At 74.2% G+C, this 15,746-nt stretch carries 12 protein-coding genes; 11 read left to right on the top strand and 1 reads right to left on the bottom strand.

From position 1 onward, the window contains the following. The 7 genes from Acit_RS09720 to Acit_RS09690 form a co-directional block, all read left to right on the top strand. A partial coding sequence (locus tag Acit_RS09720) for a polyribonucleotide nucleotidyltransferase (RefSeq protein ID WP_248108558.1) occupies positions 1–1,505 on the top strand: 1,505 nt, incomplete at its 5' end. After that, positions 1,502–2,755 (top strand): M16 family metallopeptidase, encoded by a 1,254-nt coding sequence (locus tag Acit_RS09715; protein WP_248108548.1) that lies wholly within the window; start codon positions 1,502–1,504, stop codon positions 2,753–2,755. The genes Acit_RS09720 and Acit_RS09715, both read left to right, overlap by 4 nt. 26 nt (positions 2,756–2,781) lie before the next feature. Beyond that, positions 2,782–3,585 (top strand): 4-hydroxy-tetrahydrodipicolinate reductase, encoded by an 804-nt coding sequence (gene dapB, locus Acit_RS09710; RefSeq protein WP_248108546.1) that lies wholly within the window; start codon positions 2,782–2,784, stop codon positions 3,583–3,585. Positions 3,586–3,808: 223 nt separating this feature from the next. Further along, on the top strand, positions 3,809–4,927 hold the full coding sequence (locus tag Acit_RS09705) for a ferritin-like domain-containing protein (RefSeq protein WP_248108544.1): 1,119 nt from the start codon (positions 3,809–3,811) through the stop codon (positions 4,925–4,927). A 65-nt stretch (positions 4,928–4,992) separates the two neighbouring features. Further along, entirely contained in the window at positions 4,993–5,925 is a 933-nt protein-coding gene (gene dapA, locus Acit_RS09700) for a 4-hydroxy-tetrahydrodipicolinate synthase (RefSeq protein ID WP_248108543.1), read from the top strand. A gap of 18 nt (positions 5,926–5,943) precedes the next feature. Further along, entirely contained in the window at positions 5,944–7,557 is a 1,614-nt protein-coding gene (locus Acit_RS09695; RefSeq protein WP_248108541.1) for a ribonuclease J, read from the top strand. 10 nt (positions 7,558–7,567) lie between these two features. Continuing rightward, complete coding sequence (locus tag Acit_RS09690; RefSeq protein ID WP_248108539.1) at positions 7,568–8,098, top strand: shikimate kinase; 531 nt, start codon at positions 7,568–7,570, stop codon at positions 8,096–8,098. On the opposite strand, the gene Acit_RS09685 is transcribed toward Acit_RS09690, so the two are convergent. Beyond that, a complete protein-coding gene (locus tag Acit_RS09685; RefSeq protein WP_248108537.1) occupies positions 8,084–9,310 on the bottom strand; it encodes an MFS transporter in 1,227 nt (408 codons plus the stop codon). The genes Acit_RS09690 and Acit_RS09685 overlap by 15 nt on opposite strands. Positions 9,311–9,474: 164 nt before the next feature. On the opposite strand from Acit_RS09685, the gene Acit_RS09680 reads away from it, so the two are divergent. From Acit_RS09680 to miaB, 4 genes are all read left to right on the top strand, one after another. Next, positions 9,475–12,036: a DNA translocase FtsK gene (locus tag Acit_RS09680; RefSeq protein WP_248108535.1), complete on the top strand. Its 2,562-nt coding sequence runs from the start codon at positions 9,475–9,477 to the stop codon at positions 12,034–12,036. After that, a complete protein-coding gene (locus Acit_RS09675; RefSeq protein ID WP_248108533.1) occupies positions 12,033–13,295 on the top strand; it encodes a D-alanyl-D-alanine carboxypeptidase family protein in 1,263 nt (420 codons plus the stop codon). The genes Acit_RS09680 and Acit_RS09675 overlap by 4 nt, the downstream gene beginning before the upstream one ends. A 159-nt stretch (positions 13,296–13,454) precedes the next feature. Next, positions 13,455–14,336 carry a homoserine kinase gene (gene thrB, locus Acit_RS09670; RefSeq protein ID WP_248108531.1) on the top strand — a complete coding sequence of 294 codons (882 nt, stop codon included), beginning with the start codon at positions 13,455–13,457 and terminating at the stop codon, positions 14,334–14,336. A 9-nt stretch (positions 14,337–14,345) separates the two neighbouring features. After that, the gene (gene miaB, locus Acit_RS09665) at positions 14,346–15,743 is read left to right on the top strand and encodes a tRNA (N6-isopentenyl adenosine(37)-C2)-methylthiotransferase MiaB (RefSeq protein ID WP_248108529.1); all 1,398 of its coding nucleotides are present in this window, start codon (positions 14,346–14,348) and stop codon (positions 15,741–15,743) included. Positions 15,744–15,746: the final 3 nt, after the last annotated feature.

The following is a 15,746-nucleotide window of genomic DNA, read 5'->3' as shown; positions in this document are numbered from 1 at the left end:
CCGAGCGCAACGAGGCCCTCGACCGGGCCACCGCCAGCATCCTCGAGCAGCTCGCCCCCGAGTTCCCCGAGCGCGAGCAGGAGATCGTCGCCGCCGTGCGGGCCCTCACGAAGAAGCTGGTTCGCCGGCGCATCGTCGACGAGGGGATCCGCATCGACGGCCGCGGTCCTCGGGACCTTCGGCCCCTCTCGGCCGAGGTGGGCCTCATCCCCACGGCCCACGGCTCGGGCCTGTTCCAGCGGGGTGAGACCCAGGTCCTGAACGTGGCCACCCTGGGCATGCCCCGCATGAACCAGCTGCTGGACACCATCGGCATCGACGAGTCCAAGCGCTACATGCACCACTACAACATGCCGCCCTTCGCCACCGGGGAGACCGGCTTCATGCGGGGCCCCAAGCGGCGCGAGATCGGCCACGGGCTCCTGGCCGAACGGGCCCTCCTCCCGGTCGTGCCCCCCGAGGAGGAGTTCCCCTACACCCTCCGGCTGGTCTCCGAGGTCCTCTCGTCCAACGGCTCGACCTCCATGGCCTCGGTCTGCGGCTCCACCCTCTCCCTCATGGACGCCGGCGTGCCCATCAAGGCCCCGGTGGCCGGCATCGCCATGGGCCTCGTCTACGAGGACGGCCGCTACGTGACCCTCACCGACATCCTCGGCGCCGAGGACGCCTTCGGGGACATGGACTTCAAGGTGGCCGGCACCGCCGACGCCGTCACCGCCTTGCAGCTGGACACCAAGATCGACGGCTTGCCGGCCGAGGTCCTGGCGCAGGCCCTCGAACAGGCTCGGGACGCCCGCCTCACCATCCTCGAGGTCATGCACCAGGCCATCGCCGAGCCCCGCTCGGAGGTCAGCCGCAACGCCCCGAAGATCGTCTCCTTCCGCATCCCCGTCGACCGGATCGGCGAGGTCATCGGCCCGAAGGGCAAGGTCATCAACACCCTGCAGGCCGAGACCGGGGCAGACATCACCGTCGACGACGACGGCCTCTACGGCGTGGTGACCATCGGCGCCAAGGACCAATCGGCCGTCGAGGAGGCCAAGCGCCGCATCTTCCTCATCGTGGAGCCCCCCGAGGCCGAGGTCGGGGCCACCTACCAGGGCAAGGTCGTGAACATCACGAAGTTCGGGGCCTTCGTCAACATCCTGCCCGGCCGCGACGGCCTGCTCCACATCTCCAAGATCGGTGGCGGCCGACGGGTGGAGCGGGTCGAGGACGTCTTGACCCTCGGCCAGGCGGTCGAGGTCCGGGTCGACGACATCGACCCCCAGGGAAAGGTCTCCCTCTCCCTGGCCCAGCCCCTCGAGGTGACCGACGCTCCGGCCGACGAGCGGGCCGAGGGTGCCACCCAGGCCCCCTCCGGAGCGCCCGTCGTCTCCTTCGAGGAGGCCTTCAGCGCGGAGCTGGCCGACGAGCTGGGCGACCTGGGACCGGCCCCTGACCCGGCCGGTGGTGGGCCCCGGGACCCCCAGCGGCGCAGCGGGCGGAACCGCCGGCGTCGGTGAGGGGCCAGACGGCCCCGGTCCTGACCGACCGCCTGCCCTGCGGGGTGCAGCTGGTCGTCGAGCCCATGGACCACGTGGCCTCCGTGACCCTCGGGGTCTGGGTGGGCACCGGGTCCAGGGACGAGGAGCCGACCGAGGCCGGCAGCTCGCACTTCCTCGAGCACCTGCTCTTCAAGGGCAGCGCCCGCTGGCCGGCGACCCGGCTCGCCGAGGCGGTCGACGAGGTCGGGGGCGACATGAACGCCTACACGACCAAGGAGCACACGACCTTCTACGTCCGCCTGCTCGCCGAGCACCTCGACCTCGGCCTCGACGTCCTCGGCTCCATCCTGACCGAGCCGACCCTCCACGAGGCCGACGTCCGGGCCGAGCGCAGCGTGGTGCTCGATGAGCTGCGCATGCACGCCGACGAGCCGGCCGACGTGGCGGCCGAGCAGCTCGCGGCCGCCCTCTTCCCCCGGCACCCCTTGGGCCGGGACGTCCTCGGCAGCGAGGCCAGCGTCCTCGGCCTCGACGCCCACGGCCTCCGCCGCTTCTTCGAGCGGCACTACCGGAACGACAACCTGGTCGTCGCGGCCGCAGGGGCCCTGGACCCCGAAGGCCTGGCAGTGGCCGTCGACCAGGTCTTCCGCGACCGGCAGGGCGGTGCCCGGCCGGCCCGGATCCCCCCGGGCCCACCGACGCCCCGCACGGTCGTCAGCACCCGGCCCACCGAGCAGGTCCAGCTGGCTCTCGGGGTCCGGGGGCCGGGTCGCAACGCCGAGCAACGCCACGCCTTGGCCGTCTTGGCCCACGTCCTCGGCGGGGGCCTCTCCAGCCGGCTCTTCCAGGAGATCCGGGAGCGCCGCGGCCTCGCCTACTCGGTCTGGGCCGAACGGGTGCTCTTCGAGGAGACCGGCTACCTCGCCCTCGGAGCCGGGACCGGTCCCGACGACGCCCGCCAGGTCCTGGCGCTTCTCCAGGCCCAGCTGGAGGACCTGGCCGCTCGTGGGCCGACCCCCCGGGAGCTGGCGGTGGCCAAGGCCTTCCTCCGAGCCGACACCCTCCTCGGCCTCGAGGACTCCGGGGCCCGCATGCACCGTATCGGCGCCGCCCAGCTCCTCCACGGGCAGGTGCCGCCCCTCGAGCAGCTGCTCGCCCGGCTCGAGGCGGTCGAAGCCGAGGAGGTCGCGGCCCTGGCCGCCGAGCTGGCCAGCGGGCCCCGGGTGGTCTCGGCGGTCGGGCCCCTCCGCCCCGATCAGCTGCCCTGAGGGCCGCCTTGGCTAGGGTGACGGCCATGCGGGTCGGCGTGCTGGGGGCGGGCGGCAGGGTCGGGCGGGAGGTCTGCCGGGCGGTGGCCGACGCCCCGGACCTCGAACTGGTGGCCGCGGTCGACCCCGGCATGGCCGGCATCGACCTCCGGCAGGTCGCGGGCATCGACGCGCCCGGCCTGCAGGTCGCCTCCACCATCGACGAGCTCGTCCGGGCCGAGGCCGAGGTGGCCGTCGACTTCACCGTGGCCCCGGCAGCCCTCGCCAACCTGCGCTGGTGCGCCCAGCACGGGGTCCACGCCGTCGTCGGCACCACCGGCATCCCCGACGAGGCCGTCGACGAGCTCCGCGGTCGTTTCGAGCAGTCCTCGGCCAACTGCGTCCTGGCAGCCAACTTCGCCATCGGCGCTGCCCTCATGACCCGGTTCTGCGAGCTGGCGGCCCCGTTCATGGACGGGGTCGAGATCATCGAGCTCCACCACGACGGCAAGCGGGACGCGCCCTCGGGGACGGCCCTCCAGACCGCGGCCCGGGTGGCGGCCGCCCGGGAGGCCGCCGGCCTCGGCTGGCCACCGGACCCCACCGAGGACCTCGTCCTGCCCGGGGCCCGGGGCGGGCGCGCCCCGGGAGGCATCCGGGTGCACGCCGTCCGCCTGCCGGGCCTCGTGGCCCATCAGGAGGTCGTCTTCGGCGCAATCGGCCAGAGCCTGACCATTCGCCACGACGCCTACGACCGGTCGAGCTTCATGCCCGGCGTGCTCCTGGCCGTCCGCCAGGTGGCCAGTCGACCGGGCCTGACCCTCGGGCTCGGACCCCTCCTCGGCTTCTGACCTCCCGGCGGGGCGATGGCGGCCCTGGGGCTCGTGGCGAGGGAGGCTCGTGCTGGGGCAGCGTTGCACAACATGTCACACAAACTCCACAACGGCCGGGCGAGCCCAGCCCCGCTCGCCCTTGACATGAGACGGAAAGCGCCTTATCGTCTCACCAAGGGGGTGGGCCAGGTCGTCGACCCCACGGAGGGCCCCTCGGGGAGGGGATCGAGGAGGGTGCGAGATGGCTGAGGAAGAGGGCAGCGCCCAGCGCGAGGCCGAGCTCCGAGAGCTGCGGGAGGTCCTGGCCGTGACGAACACGGCCTGGGACGAGACGGAGCACACGGTGCACTCGGACTACGACACCTTCTTCACCTGGGACTACGAGAAGGGTGCCCGGCCGAAGCTCGACAAGCTCTACGAGAAGGCCAAGCGGGCCCAGTGGAACGCCCAGACCGACCTGCCCTGGGAGACCGAGGTCGACCAGGAGGCGGTGGTGGTGGCCAACGCCGAGGCGAGCGGGGGCTTCCTCGTGAACGTGGACCCGGCCGGGACCCCCGTGGCCAGCTGGGGCGACAAGGAGTGGCTGCAGTTCGGGATCGAGAGCCAGAACTGGACCTTGTCGCAGTTCCTGCACGGTGAGCAGGGGGCCCTGGTGTGCACGGCGAAGATCGTCGAGTCCGTGCCGTGGATCGACGCGAAGTACTACGCCGCCACCCAGGTCATGGACGAGGCCCGCCACGTCGAGGTCTTCTCGAAGTACCTGGACGAGAAGCTCTCGGGGCACTACCCGATCAACGCCCACCTCCGGGCCCTGCTGGACGACATCATCGCTGACAACCGCTGGGACATCACCTACCTGGGCATGCAGATCATGGTCGAGGGTCTGGCGCTGGCCGCCTTCGGCTTCATGCAGCAGATGACCACCGAACCGCTGCTCAAGCAGCTGCTGCGCTACGTCATGGCGGACGAGGCCCGGCACGTCGCCTTCGGGGTGCTCTCCCTCCAGGAGCTCTACGGCCAGCTCAGCACGGCCGAGCTGCGCGAGCGCCAGGAGTTCGCCTACGAGGCGGCGGTCCGGATGCGGGACCGGTTCCTGCAGCAGGAGGTCTGGGAGCGCATGGGGGTCGACCCGAAGGCGGTGGCGCCCATCTTGCTCCAGACCCCCGAGCGCAAGGTGTTCCAGGCCATGCTGTTCTCGAAGATCGTGCCGAACTGCAAGAAGCTGGGCTTGCTCGACGCAGCAGACGGCTGGCTGCGGCACCGCTTCGAGGAGCTGGGCGTCATCCAGTTCGAGGACTGGGCGGACACCGGCGAGGAGTACGAGTCCCTGCAGGCCCAACCGGTCGGGAAGGCTTCCTGAGGCTGCCAGGGCGCGCCTTGGAGGGGCCGTCCCTGGACCCGAGCGTGGGGAGTAGCCTAGGCGCCATGCGGCGCCCCTTGGCACCTGGCCGATTCGGGGCCGTGGTGACAGCCATGGTCACGCCCTTCGACGCTGAGGGGGCCCTGGACCTCGATGGCGCGGCCAGCTTGGCTCGGTGGCTGACGGTCCACGGCTCGGACGCCCTCGTCGTGGCCGGGACCACCGGGGAGAGCCCGGTCCTCGGGGACGCCGAGAAGCTGGACCTGATCGAAGCGGTGGCCCAGGCGGTGACCGTGCCGGTCATCGCGGGGACGGGGTCGAACGACACGGCCCACTCCATCGAGCTGACCCGCCGGGTGGCCCAGCGGGGAGCGAGCGCGGTGCTGGTGGTCGCCCCGTACTACAACCGTCCCTCTCAGCGGGGCCTGGTCCAGCACTTCGAGGCGGTGGCCGAGGCGACGTCGCTGCCGGTCATGCTCTACGACGTGCCGGCTCGCACTGGCCGGAAGGTGGCCCCCGAGACGGTGCTGGAGGTGGCGGCGCACCGGCCGAACGTGGTGGCGTTGAAGGACGCCTCTGGTGACCTGGTCGGGGCCACGCGGGTCCTCGGCGAGGCTCCGGCCGGCTTCGATCTCTACAGCGGTGACGACGTGGCCACCTTGGCCCTGTGCGCCCTGGGTGCTGCCGGGGTGGTCAGCGTGGCCTCGCACTGGGTCGGCCTCCAGCTGCGGGCGCTCTTGACGGCCTTCTGGGCCGGGGACACCGCCGAGGCGGCCGAGATCCACTGTCGGCTGCTGCCCTTGTTGCGGGTCCAGTCCTCCGACGAGTTCCCGAGCCCGTTGCCGGCCAAGGCCATCTGTCGGGCCCAGGGCTTGCCGGTCGGCCAGTGCCGGCTGCCGCTCGGTCCTGCCCCCGCGGCCCTCGACGAGCTGGCCCGGGACGTGGTCGCCCAGCTGGAGCCGGCGCCGGCCGGGGCGCTCGGCAGCGTCGGGCGCTAGGGCCGGGCGGTCGGGACGGTGGCGGCCCCGGTCCGGGTCAGTTTCCTCGGCGGCCTCGGCGAGATCGGGCGGAACTGCGCCTGCATCGAACAGGACGGCCGGATCGTCGTCCTGGACTGCGGGGTCATGTTCCCCGACCCCCTCATGCCGGGCATCGACCTGGTCCTGCCAGACTTCGGGTACCTGCGGGACCACGCCGACCAGGTGGAGGCAGTGGTCCTGACCCACGGGCACGAGGACCACACGGGTGGCCTGGCCTACCTGCTGCGGGAGGTGGCCGTCCCGGTGTACGGCTCGGCCCTGACCTTGGGCCTGGCTCGGCACCGGGTGGAGGAAGCCGGTCTGCTGGAGCGGTGCCGGTTCGTGGAGGTGACCGACGGTGAGCGCCGGGCCATCGGGCCCTTCGAGGTCGAGTTCGTGCCGGTGACCCACTCGGTGCCCAACGGCTTCGCCCTGGCCTTCCACACCGCCCAGGGCGTCATCCTCCACTCGGGCGACTTCAAGCTGGACCTGCAGCCGGTCGACGGGCGGGTCACGGACCTGGCCCGGATCGGCCGGCTGGCCCTCGACGAGGGCATCCGGCTGCTGCTCGCCGACTCGACGAACGCCGAAGAGCCCGGTTTCACCCCCTCGGAGTCCAGCGTGGGCGCCGTGCTGCGGCAGGTCCTGGCGGGGGCCGGCGGGCGGCGGGTGGTGGTGGCCTGCTTCGCCAGCCACCTCCACCGGGTGCAGCAGATCGTCGACGCGGCCATCGCCAACGGTCGCAAGGTGGCCACGTTGGTGCGGATCCCCGAGGGGTCCCTGGTGGACATCAGCGAGGTCGGGGCCCTGCCCGACGGGGAGGTGTGCGTCGTCTCCACGGGCTCCCAGGGCGAGCCGCTCTCTGCGCTGGCCCTCCTGGCAGCCGGGGAGAACCGACTGCTGCAGCTGCGGCCCGGGGACGTGGTGGTCATCAGCGCCCACCCGATCCCGGGCAACGAGTGGGCCGTGGGCCGGGTGGTGAACGGCCTGCACCGACGGGGCGCCGAGGTCGTCCACACCGGGCAGGTCCCGGTGCACGTGAGCGGCCACGCCCGCCAGGGCGAGCTCCAGACCCTCTTGTCCGTCGCTCAGCCTGAGTGGTTCGTGCCGGTCCACGGCGAGTACCGGCACCTGGTGCACCACGCCCGGCTGGCCCGCACCATGGGTGTGCCCGAGGACCGCATCCTGGTCTGCGAGGACGGCGACAGCCTGGTGCTCGACGACCAGGGTCTGCGGCGGGACGGCAGCGTGCCGAGCGGGTTCCTCTACGTCGACGGGACGGTGGGCGACGTCGGCCGGGGCGTCCTGCGGGACCGCCGGCAGCTGGCCGAGGAAGGGGTGGTGATGGTGGTGGTGACCGTCGATCCCCATCTGGGCGAGCTGGCAGCACCGCCCCAGGTCATCACCCGAGGGTGGGTGTACGCGCCCGAGGCCGAGGAGTTGCTCGAGGAGGCCTCGGCCGTGGTGGCCAAGGCCGTCGAGGAGGCCCTGGGCGAGGGGGCCCGGGACGCCGAGGCCCTCCAGCGCACGGCCCGGCGGGCCCTCGGTCGCTTCGTCGGGGAACGGACCCGCCGGCGGCCCATGGTGGTGCCCGTCGTCGTCACCGTCTAGGGGACCCGACGTGCTGGTGCTGGTGGGGTTCATGGGGGCGGGCAAGACCACGGTCGGCCGCCTGGTGGCCGACCGGCTCGGTCTGCCGTTCATCGACAGTGACCTGGTCATCGAGCACCGGACCGGCAAGGCGGTGCGGGACCTCTTCGCCGAGGAAGGCGAGCGGGCCTTCCGGGACCTCGAGCACCAGGTCGTCGCCGAGCTGGTCGGTGGGCCGGATGCGGTGGTAGCCCTCGGCGGGGGAGCGGTCGAGCACGAGGGAACCCGTCGGGTCCTCCAGGCCAGCCCAGCCCAGGTGGTCTACCTGCGGGTCGGTTGGGAGCAGGCCCTTGGCCGGCTGGGCGACGACCCTGCCCGGCCGATGCTCCGGGCGCCCGACCTCCGCCGGATCTACGAGCGGCGGCTGGCGTGGTACGAGGAGGTGGCCACCTGGGTGGTGCCGACCGACGGCCGGACCCCCAGGGAGGTCGGCGCAACGATCATCGAGCGCGCAAGGGCTCTGGTGCCGGCGCCGGCTGCCGAGCGCTCAGGGGGCTCCTGAGCTGGCCGCCGGTCGGGCGGTGGTCGGGCAGTCGGTCGTCGTCGGCCAGGTCGAGGGGGTAGGGGTCCTCGCCAGGAGGGCCCGGCCGGCGACCACCATGCTGGCGGCCAAGGCAGCGACGGCGGCGAGGACCAGCCAGCCGGCTGGGTAGGACAGCCGGGCGATGACCACGCCGGTGACGACCGGCCCGAGCATGCCGCCCAGGCGGGCCCCGACGTCGGTCACCCCGGTGGCCCGGGCCGGCGCGTCGGGATGGGAGCGCACGACGGCGTAGTTGAAGACGGCGTTCCAGCCCCAGCCGATGGCCACGGCGGGCACGGCGGCGAGGGCCCAGGCGTCGGCGAGGCCCTGGCTGGCCACGGCGGCCAGGGCGCCGATGGCCAGGGCGCCGATGGCCATGATGGTGGCCACCACGCCGAAGTGGTCCCCGGGCCGGCGGTCCACCAGGGCCCCGAGGGCGAGCCGCACGAGGACCGCGCCGAGGCTGCAGCCGGCCACCAGGTAGCCGGCCGTGCCGGCCCCCAGGTGCAGGGCGACCGCGCCGCTGCTCAGGAAGGTCACGAGACCACTGGCCTCGAACATGCCCAGGCCGAGGGCCACGCTGAGCAGCACGAGGGGGGCGAGGCGGAGGGAGGACCGGTCGGCAGCCTCCCGCTGCCTGCGCCAGGCCCGGACAGGACGCTCGGGTCCGGCGTCGGGGACCAGACGGCTGGCCAGCACCCCGAGGGCCCCGGCCAGCACGAAGGCCCAACGCCAGCCCACGCTGAGGGCGATGATCGGCACGGCCAGGCCGCCGAGGAGCGGGGCGAGGGGCACGGCAGCTTGGTTCACCCCGAAGGCCCGGCCCTGGCGGCCGGGCCGAACGCTGCGGGCCAGGAACAGGTAGGAGGCCGGGGAGATCCAGCCGGCCACCACCCCGGCCACCACCAGCAAGGCGGCCAGGCTGGCCACGTCTCGGCTGCCGAGGCCCAGGGCCACCAGCACCAGGCCCTCGAGCAGGGCGCCGAGGCGCAGGACCGTGGCCCCGCCGACCCGCTCCGACACCCGGCTCAGGGGGACCGAGCTGGCCGCGGCCGCCACGAAGTAGAGGCCGGCGACCAGGCCGAGGGTGCTGGGTCCGAAGTGCAGGCTGTGCCGGATCTGCACCGCCAGGGCCCCGACCAGGTAGACCGGCAGGGAAGCGCAGAGCGTGGCGGCGGTGGCGGCCACCACGGCCCGCCGCCCACCAGGGCGCTGGCGGCTCGAGCGCGAGTCCGTCGGGTTCACGGCGACGTGTGCCGGGGTCGCGTCGAGGACTGGGCGGAGGTGGGCGTGGACCTAGGGTATCGGGCCAGGTCCGCGGCCCATCGAGGGGCCGGGTGTAGCCTGCCGGCACTGTGGCCACGACGAAGGGCTCCACGCCGACCCGGGCCCGGCCGTCGACTGCCCGGGCGCCGCGGCGTCCCGGGGCCGCCAGCGGCACCCGACGCTCGACTGGTCGCCGAGCCAGGCCCCAGCAGCGCGCCCGCCGCCGGTCGGCGCCGAGTCCCTGGTCGACGGCCCTGGCCGGGCACCGGGCCGACCTGGCCGGCATCGGCCTGCTGACCCTGGCCATCCTCTTGGCCTTGGCCCTCTACGCCGATGCCCTCGGACCCCTCGGGGGCGGTGTCCGCCACGGCTTCGCCCTGCTCCTCGGGGTCGACCGATTCCTCTTGCCGCCAGCCCTGGCCGTGGCCGGCGGGGGGCTGGTGGTCCGCTCGGCGCTCCAGCCACCCCTCCGGGCGGTGCTCGGCCTGCTGCTCGGGGTCCTGGCGGTGGCTGGCGTGGCCAGCTTGGCCGGGGGCTCGCCTGGCCTCGGAGCCCCGAGCTCCCGCCTGGCCGGCGCGGGCGGCTGGGTGGGGGCCCTCGCCGGCGACCCGCTGCGCGCCGGGCTGGGTGGCGCCGGCGCGGCGGTCGTGTTGGTGGCGGTCCTCCTCGTCGGGGTCCTGCTCCTCACGGGCACCACCCTCCGCGCGGTGGTCCAGCACCTGGTCCGCCTCGCCCGGGGCGCCGCCGCTCGGCGCCCCGCGGTCCGGCCGCCTCGACTGCTGGCCTCGGCCGCAAGCCGCAGGCCTGCGGGGTCGGCAGGACCGGGTCGGCTCGGGACCGAGGAGCTCCTCCCGCCCTCTGACGCTGGGCAACCGACGGCTGGGTCGGCAGGGACCGACCTCATGGACCCGACGTCGGGTGTCGTCCCCCCGGCCGTCGATCCCGGCGACCCGGTCGGCACCGACGCCACGGGCGAGGTCCCGCCGCCCTCGTCGCAGGCCTCGGCCGAGCGCAGCGGTCGGTCAGCCCTGCAGTCGGGCAAGGGGTCGAGCGATCCTGAGCCCCTTGCGGCCCTCGCTGGAGCCGCGGGCAGCGGCCCCTGGCGCCTGCCGCCCCCGAGCCTGCTCCGGCGTTCCGAGGAGCGCCGGATCGACCAGCAGGACGTCGCCGCCGCCGGCCGAGCGCTGGTGGCCGCCCTCGCCAGCCACGGGGTCGAGACCCGGCTGGTCGGGGCCACGGTCGGCCCCACCGTGACCCGCTTCGAGCTGGAGCTGGGTCCGGGCGTGAAGGTGGCCCGGGTCACCAGCCTGGCGAAGGACATCGCCTACGCCATGGCCTCCCCTGACGTCCGCATCCTGGCCCCCATCCCCGGCAAGTCGGCCATCGGGGTCGAGGTGCCGAACCAGCGCCGGCAGCTGGTGACCCTCGGGGACGTCCTGGCTGCCGAGGAGGCCCGGCGGGCCACCCATCCCTTAGTGGTCGGCATGGGCCGGGACATCGCCGGTCGGGCCGTGCTGGTCAACCTGGCCGAGATGCCCCACCTGCTCATCGCCGGGGCCACCGGCTCGGGCAAGTCCTCCTGCATCAACTCCATCCTCACCTCCCTCCTCCTGCGCAGCACCCCCGAGCAGGTCCGGCTCCTCCTGGTGGACCCCAAGCGGGTCGAGCTGGGGCAGTACAACGGGCTGCCCCACCTCCTCACCGAGGTCGTCGTGGACCCTCGCCGGGCCGCCCAGGCCCTCGGCTGGGTGGTCAAGGAGATGGAGCGCCGCTACGACCTCCTCGCCGAGGTCGGCTGCCGGGACATCGGCGGCTACAACGAGCTCGTCGAACGGGGCCTCCTCGACGAGGACCAGGTCAGCGGCCCGCCAGCGGCCGGGGACGTCGCCGACGGCGACCCTGCGGCCAGGGAGCCTTCAAGCCTGGCGGCCGCGTTGGTCGAGGAGAGCCGCCGGGCCCTGGCCGCCCCGGCCACCACCTACGAGCGCCTGCCCTATGTCGTCGTGGTGGTCGACGAGCTGAACGACCTCATGATGGTGGCCGCCCGGGACGTCGAGGACTCGGTGTGCCGCATCGCCCAGATGGCCCGGGCCGTCGGCATCCACCTGGTGCTGGCCACCCAGCGGCCCTCGGTGGACGTCATCACTGGGGTCATCAAGGCCAACGTCCCCTCCCGCCTCGCCTTCTCCGTCTCGTCCCTCGCCGACAGCCGCGTCATCCTGGACCAGCCCGGTGCCGAGCGCCTGGTCGGCAAGGGCGACATGCTGCTCCTCACGGCGTCGTCCTCCGTGCCCCGCCGGATCCAGGGGCCCTGGGTGTCCGAGGAGGAGGTCCGGGCGGTCGTCGCCCACTGGCGCCGCCAGCGCGAGGCCCAGTACGTCGTCGGGATCGTCGGCGACGAGGCCGGTCCGGGGACGGGCGCCCAGGACGACGACGAGGACGAGCTGCTGCCCCGGGCCATGGAGCTCGTCGTCCGCTCCCAGCTCGGGTCGACCTCCATGCTCCAGCGCAAGCTCCGGGTCGGTTTCGCCCGGGCTGGTCGGCTCATGGACCTGCTCGAGCGCCGGGGGGTGGTCGGACCGGCCGAGGGCTCGAAGGCCCGGGCGGTGCTCATGACCCCCGAGGAGCTCGACCAGCTCCAGCAGCGGTGAGCGGCCCTCGGTCCCTGCCCCGACCCCCGCGCCGCCGGCGCTCGGCTCGCCAGCGGATCCGCCGCCGGCGGCTCGTCGCCGGGGGAGCCCTCCTCGGCGTGGTGCTCCTCGGCCTCGGCATGTCCCGGCTGACCGCTGCCCCGCCCCGGCCCACCGTTCGGCTCGACCTGCCGGCACCAGCCGCAGGGGCCGCCGTCGCGGCCCTGCCCTGGCCGGCCACGGGACAGGCGGCCGTGGCCGTGCCCAGCACGGGCTTCTTTTTGACCTCGGGCCCCGAGCGACCCGTGCCGGTGGCCAGCCTCACGAAGATCATGACCGCCCTGGTCGTCCTCCACGACCACCCCCTGCAGCCCGGTCAGGCCGGTCCTCTCGTGACCATCACCCCGACCGACGTGGCCGACGCCGCTCGCCTCGAGGCCCAGAACGCCACCGTCCTCCCCATCCAGGTCGGTGAACGGCTGAGCGAACGCCAGCTGCTCGCCGGCCTCCTGGTCCGCTCGGCGAACGACTTCGCCGACGCCCTGGCCCGGTGGGACGCCGGCTCCCTCGTCGCCTTCGTGGCCCGGATGAACCGCACCGCCAGGACCCTCGGGCTTCGCCAGACGACCTACGCCGACCCCAGTGGCGTCAGCGACCGGTCCCGGAGCACGGCCGCCGACCAGCTCCGCCTCGCCGAGATCGCCATGGCGAACCCGGTCTTCGCCCAGCTCGTCTCCCAGCCCAGCGTCGTCGAGCCCCTCGCCGGGCAGGTCGCCAACTACATCAGTGCCGTCGGCCACGACGGCGTGGTCGGGGTCAAGTCCGGCTTCACCCAAGCGGCCATGGGGTGCCTGGTGCTCGCGGCCCGCCGGCCGGTCGAGGGCCGCAGCGTCCTGGTCCTGGCGGCCGTGACCGGCCAGGGCGGCTTCAATCCCCTCGGTCTGGCCCAGCAGGTCGACCTCCGGCTCGTCGACCGCCTCGCCCGGAGCCTGCGGGTCGTGACGCTGGTGCGCCGAGGGACAGTCCTCGGCACCGTGCGGGCCCCCTGGCTCGGCACCCTGTCGGCCTCCGTCCTCGCCGACCGGTCGCTCACGCTGCTGGTCGGGCCGGACCAGTCGCCCCGGTGGTCCAGCGCCCTTCAGCCCCTGCGCGTCCCCAGCCGACCGGGGTCGCTGGTCGGCCAGGTGACGGTCCAGCTCGGCGAGCAGCGTGTCGAGACGCCCCTCGTCACGGCTCGCGCCCTGCCGCCGCCCGGTCTGTGGTGGCTGCTGGCCCACTGACCGGGCCGCCGCGTGAGACCGGGCCGCCAGGGGGCGCAGGCCGGGATGCCCGCTCGTCGTTGTTGTTCCCTTGTGCAGCAGGATGGGGCTGGGGTCGCCTCGGGCGCATCCGCACGACACGTTCGTCGGGTCGCGTCCCGGCCGCTACGGTTCGGCGCCGTGCGAGCGCGTGCCCCGGCCTCCTCGGCGAACCTGGGACCTGGTTTCGACGTCCTGGCCCTGGCCCTGGCCCGCTACGTGGAGGTCGAGGTGACCCCGGCACCGGCCCTGGCGGTCCGCACCGAGGGCGAGGGGGCGAGCCTGCCGCAGGACGCCGAGCACCTGGCGGCCCGGGTGGCCATCGCGGTGGCGGGCCATGACCGCCTGGCGGTGACCGTCCGCTCGGAGATCCCGGTGGCCCGGGGCCTGGGCTCCTCGGCCGCCCTGGCGGCGGCGGCAGCGGCAGCGGCGGGCTCGCCGGACCCCCTGGGGGTGGCCGCCGAGGTCGACGGGCACCCGGAGAACGCGGCGGCCAGCGTCCTCGGGGGCCTGGTGGCCGCCACGGTGGTCGACGGCCGGCCCCGAGTGGTGCGGCTCCCCCTGGATCCGGCGCTGGCCTTCGTCTGCCTCGTGCCGGACCGGCCGCTCAGCACGGCCGAGGCGCGCCGGGTCCTGCCGGCCAGCGTCGCCCGGCAGGACGCCACTTTCAACCTGGGGCGCCTGGCCCTGCTGCTCGCTGGTCTGGCCGACCACCGCCAGCTCGTCCCCGAGGCGGCCGAGGACCGCCTGCACCAGGCCCAGCGCAGCCAGCTGTTCCCGGAGGCCCCCCGGCTGCTCGGCGAGCTGGTGGCGGCCGGGGCCAAGGCGGCCTGCTGGTCGGGTGCAGGGCCGACGCTGCTCGGGATCTGCGAGGCGCCTCGCCAGGAAGAGGTCCGCCGAGCCGGGGACCGGGCCCTGGCCGCTGCCGGGGTGGCCGGGCAGGCCTGGGCGCTGGCAGCCGACCAGGTCGGGCTCTGCGTGGCCGACGAGCAGGGCCGGTGGCAGCCCTGGCAGCCCTCGTAGACTGAGCCGGTGGCCCGCCGCTACCTGCTGCGCACCTTCGGATGCCAGATGAACGAGCACGACGCCGCGCGCCTCGCCGGTCTGCTGGAGGACGACGGCCTGGTCCCGGCCTCGTCGCTGGAGGACGCCGACGTCGTGGTCTTCACCACCTGCTGCATCCGGGAGAGCGCCGACCAGCGGCTCTACGGCCAGCTGGGCCAGTTGAAGGCGTGGAAGGAGCGGCGCCCAGGGCTCCAGATCGCCGTGGGGGGCTGCCTGGCCCAGAAGGACCGGGAGGGCATCGTGGCGCGGGCCCCCCACGTGGACGTGGTCTTCGGGACCCACAACCTCGGGGCCGCGCCAGGGTTGCTGCGGCGAGCGGCCGAGGAGGGGCCGGTGGTGGCGGTGCCCGAGGGGCCCGAGGGTCACGACGACGGGCCGGTGGCCGCCCAGCGTCGGGACCTGCCCTTCTCGGCGTGGGTCACCATCCAGGTGGGCTGTGACAACCGCTGCGCTTTTTGCATCGTGCCCCAGGTGCGGGGGCGGGAGGCGAGCCGGCCCTTGGCCGAGGTGGTGGCCGAGGTCGAACAGCTGGCTACCCGGGGCGTCACCGAGGTCACCTTGCTGGGCCAGAACGTGAACTCCTACGGCCGGGACCTGACCCGCCGGCGGCCGCTGTTCGCCGAGCTGCTGCGGGCGGTCGGGTCGGTGCCGGGCATCCGGCGGGTGCGCTTCACCAGCCCGCACCCCAAGGACCTGCGGCCCGAGACCATCGCGGCCATGGCCGAGACCGAGGCGGTCTGCCCCCAGCTCCACCTGCCCCTCCAGTCGGGCTCCGACCGGGTCCTGGCCGCGATGCACCGGGGGTACACGGCCCAGCGCTACCTCGACCGGCTGGCGGCCGCTCGGGCCGCGGTCCCGGATTTGGCCGTCACGACGGACATCATCGTGGGCTTCCCCGGGGAGACCGAGGAGGACTTCAGCCAGACCCTGGCGGTGGCCGCCGAGGTCGGCTACGACTCGGCGTACACCTTCATCTTCTCGCCCCGCCCGGGGACCGAGGCCGCCGGCATGACGGCGAGCTTCGTCGACCCCGAGGTGGTGGCGGAGCGGTTCGAGCGGCTCCGGGTGGTGGTCGAGCGCAGCGCCCTGGCCCGCCATCAGGCCCGGGTGGGCCGGGAGGAAGAGGTCCTCGTCGAGGGGCCCTCGACCAAGGACCCCGGCGCGTGGTCCGGTCGTACCGCCCAGGGGAAGCTGGTCCACGTGGCCGAGCCCGACCCGGCGCGCTGGCCAGCAGCCGGCAGCTACGTCACGGTGGGGATCGTGGGGGCCGCCCCCCACTTCCTGCGGGGCGAGCTCCGGGCGGTGCTCCAGCCCCCCCGGCACCAGCCGACCCGCCGGCGGGTGCCGGTCGCCGTCCTCGGCTGAGCG

This window comes from Aciditerrimonas ferrireducens (genome assembly GCF_023130475.1).
In the GTDB taxonomy this organism is placed as follows: domain Bacteria; phylum Actinomycetota; class Acidimicrobiia; order Acidimicrobiales; family UBA8190; genus Aciditerrimonas; species Aciditerrimonas ferrireducens.
This window is presented reverse-complemented; position numbering and strand designations above follow the sequence as displayed.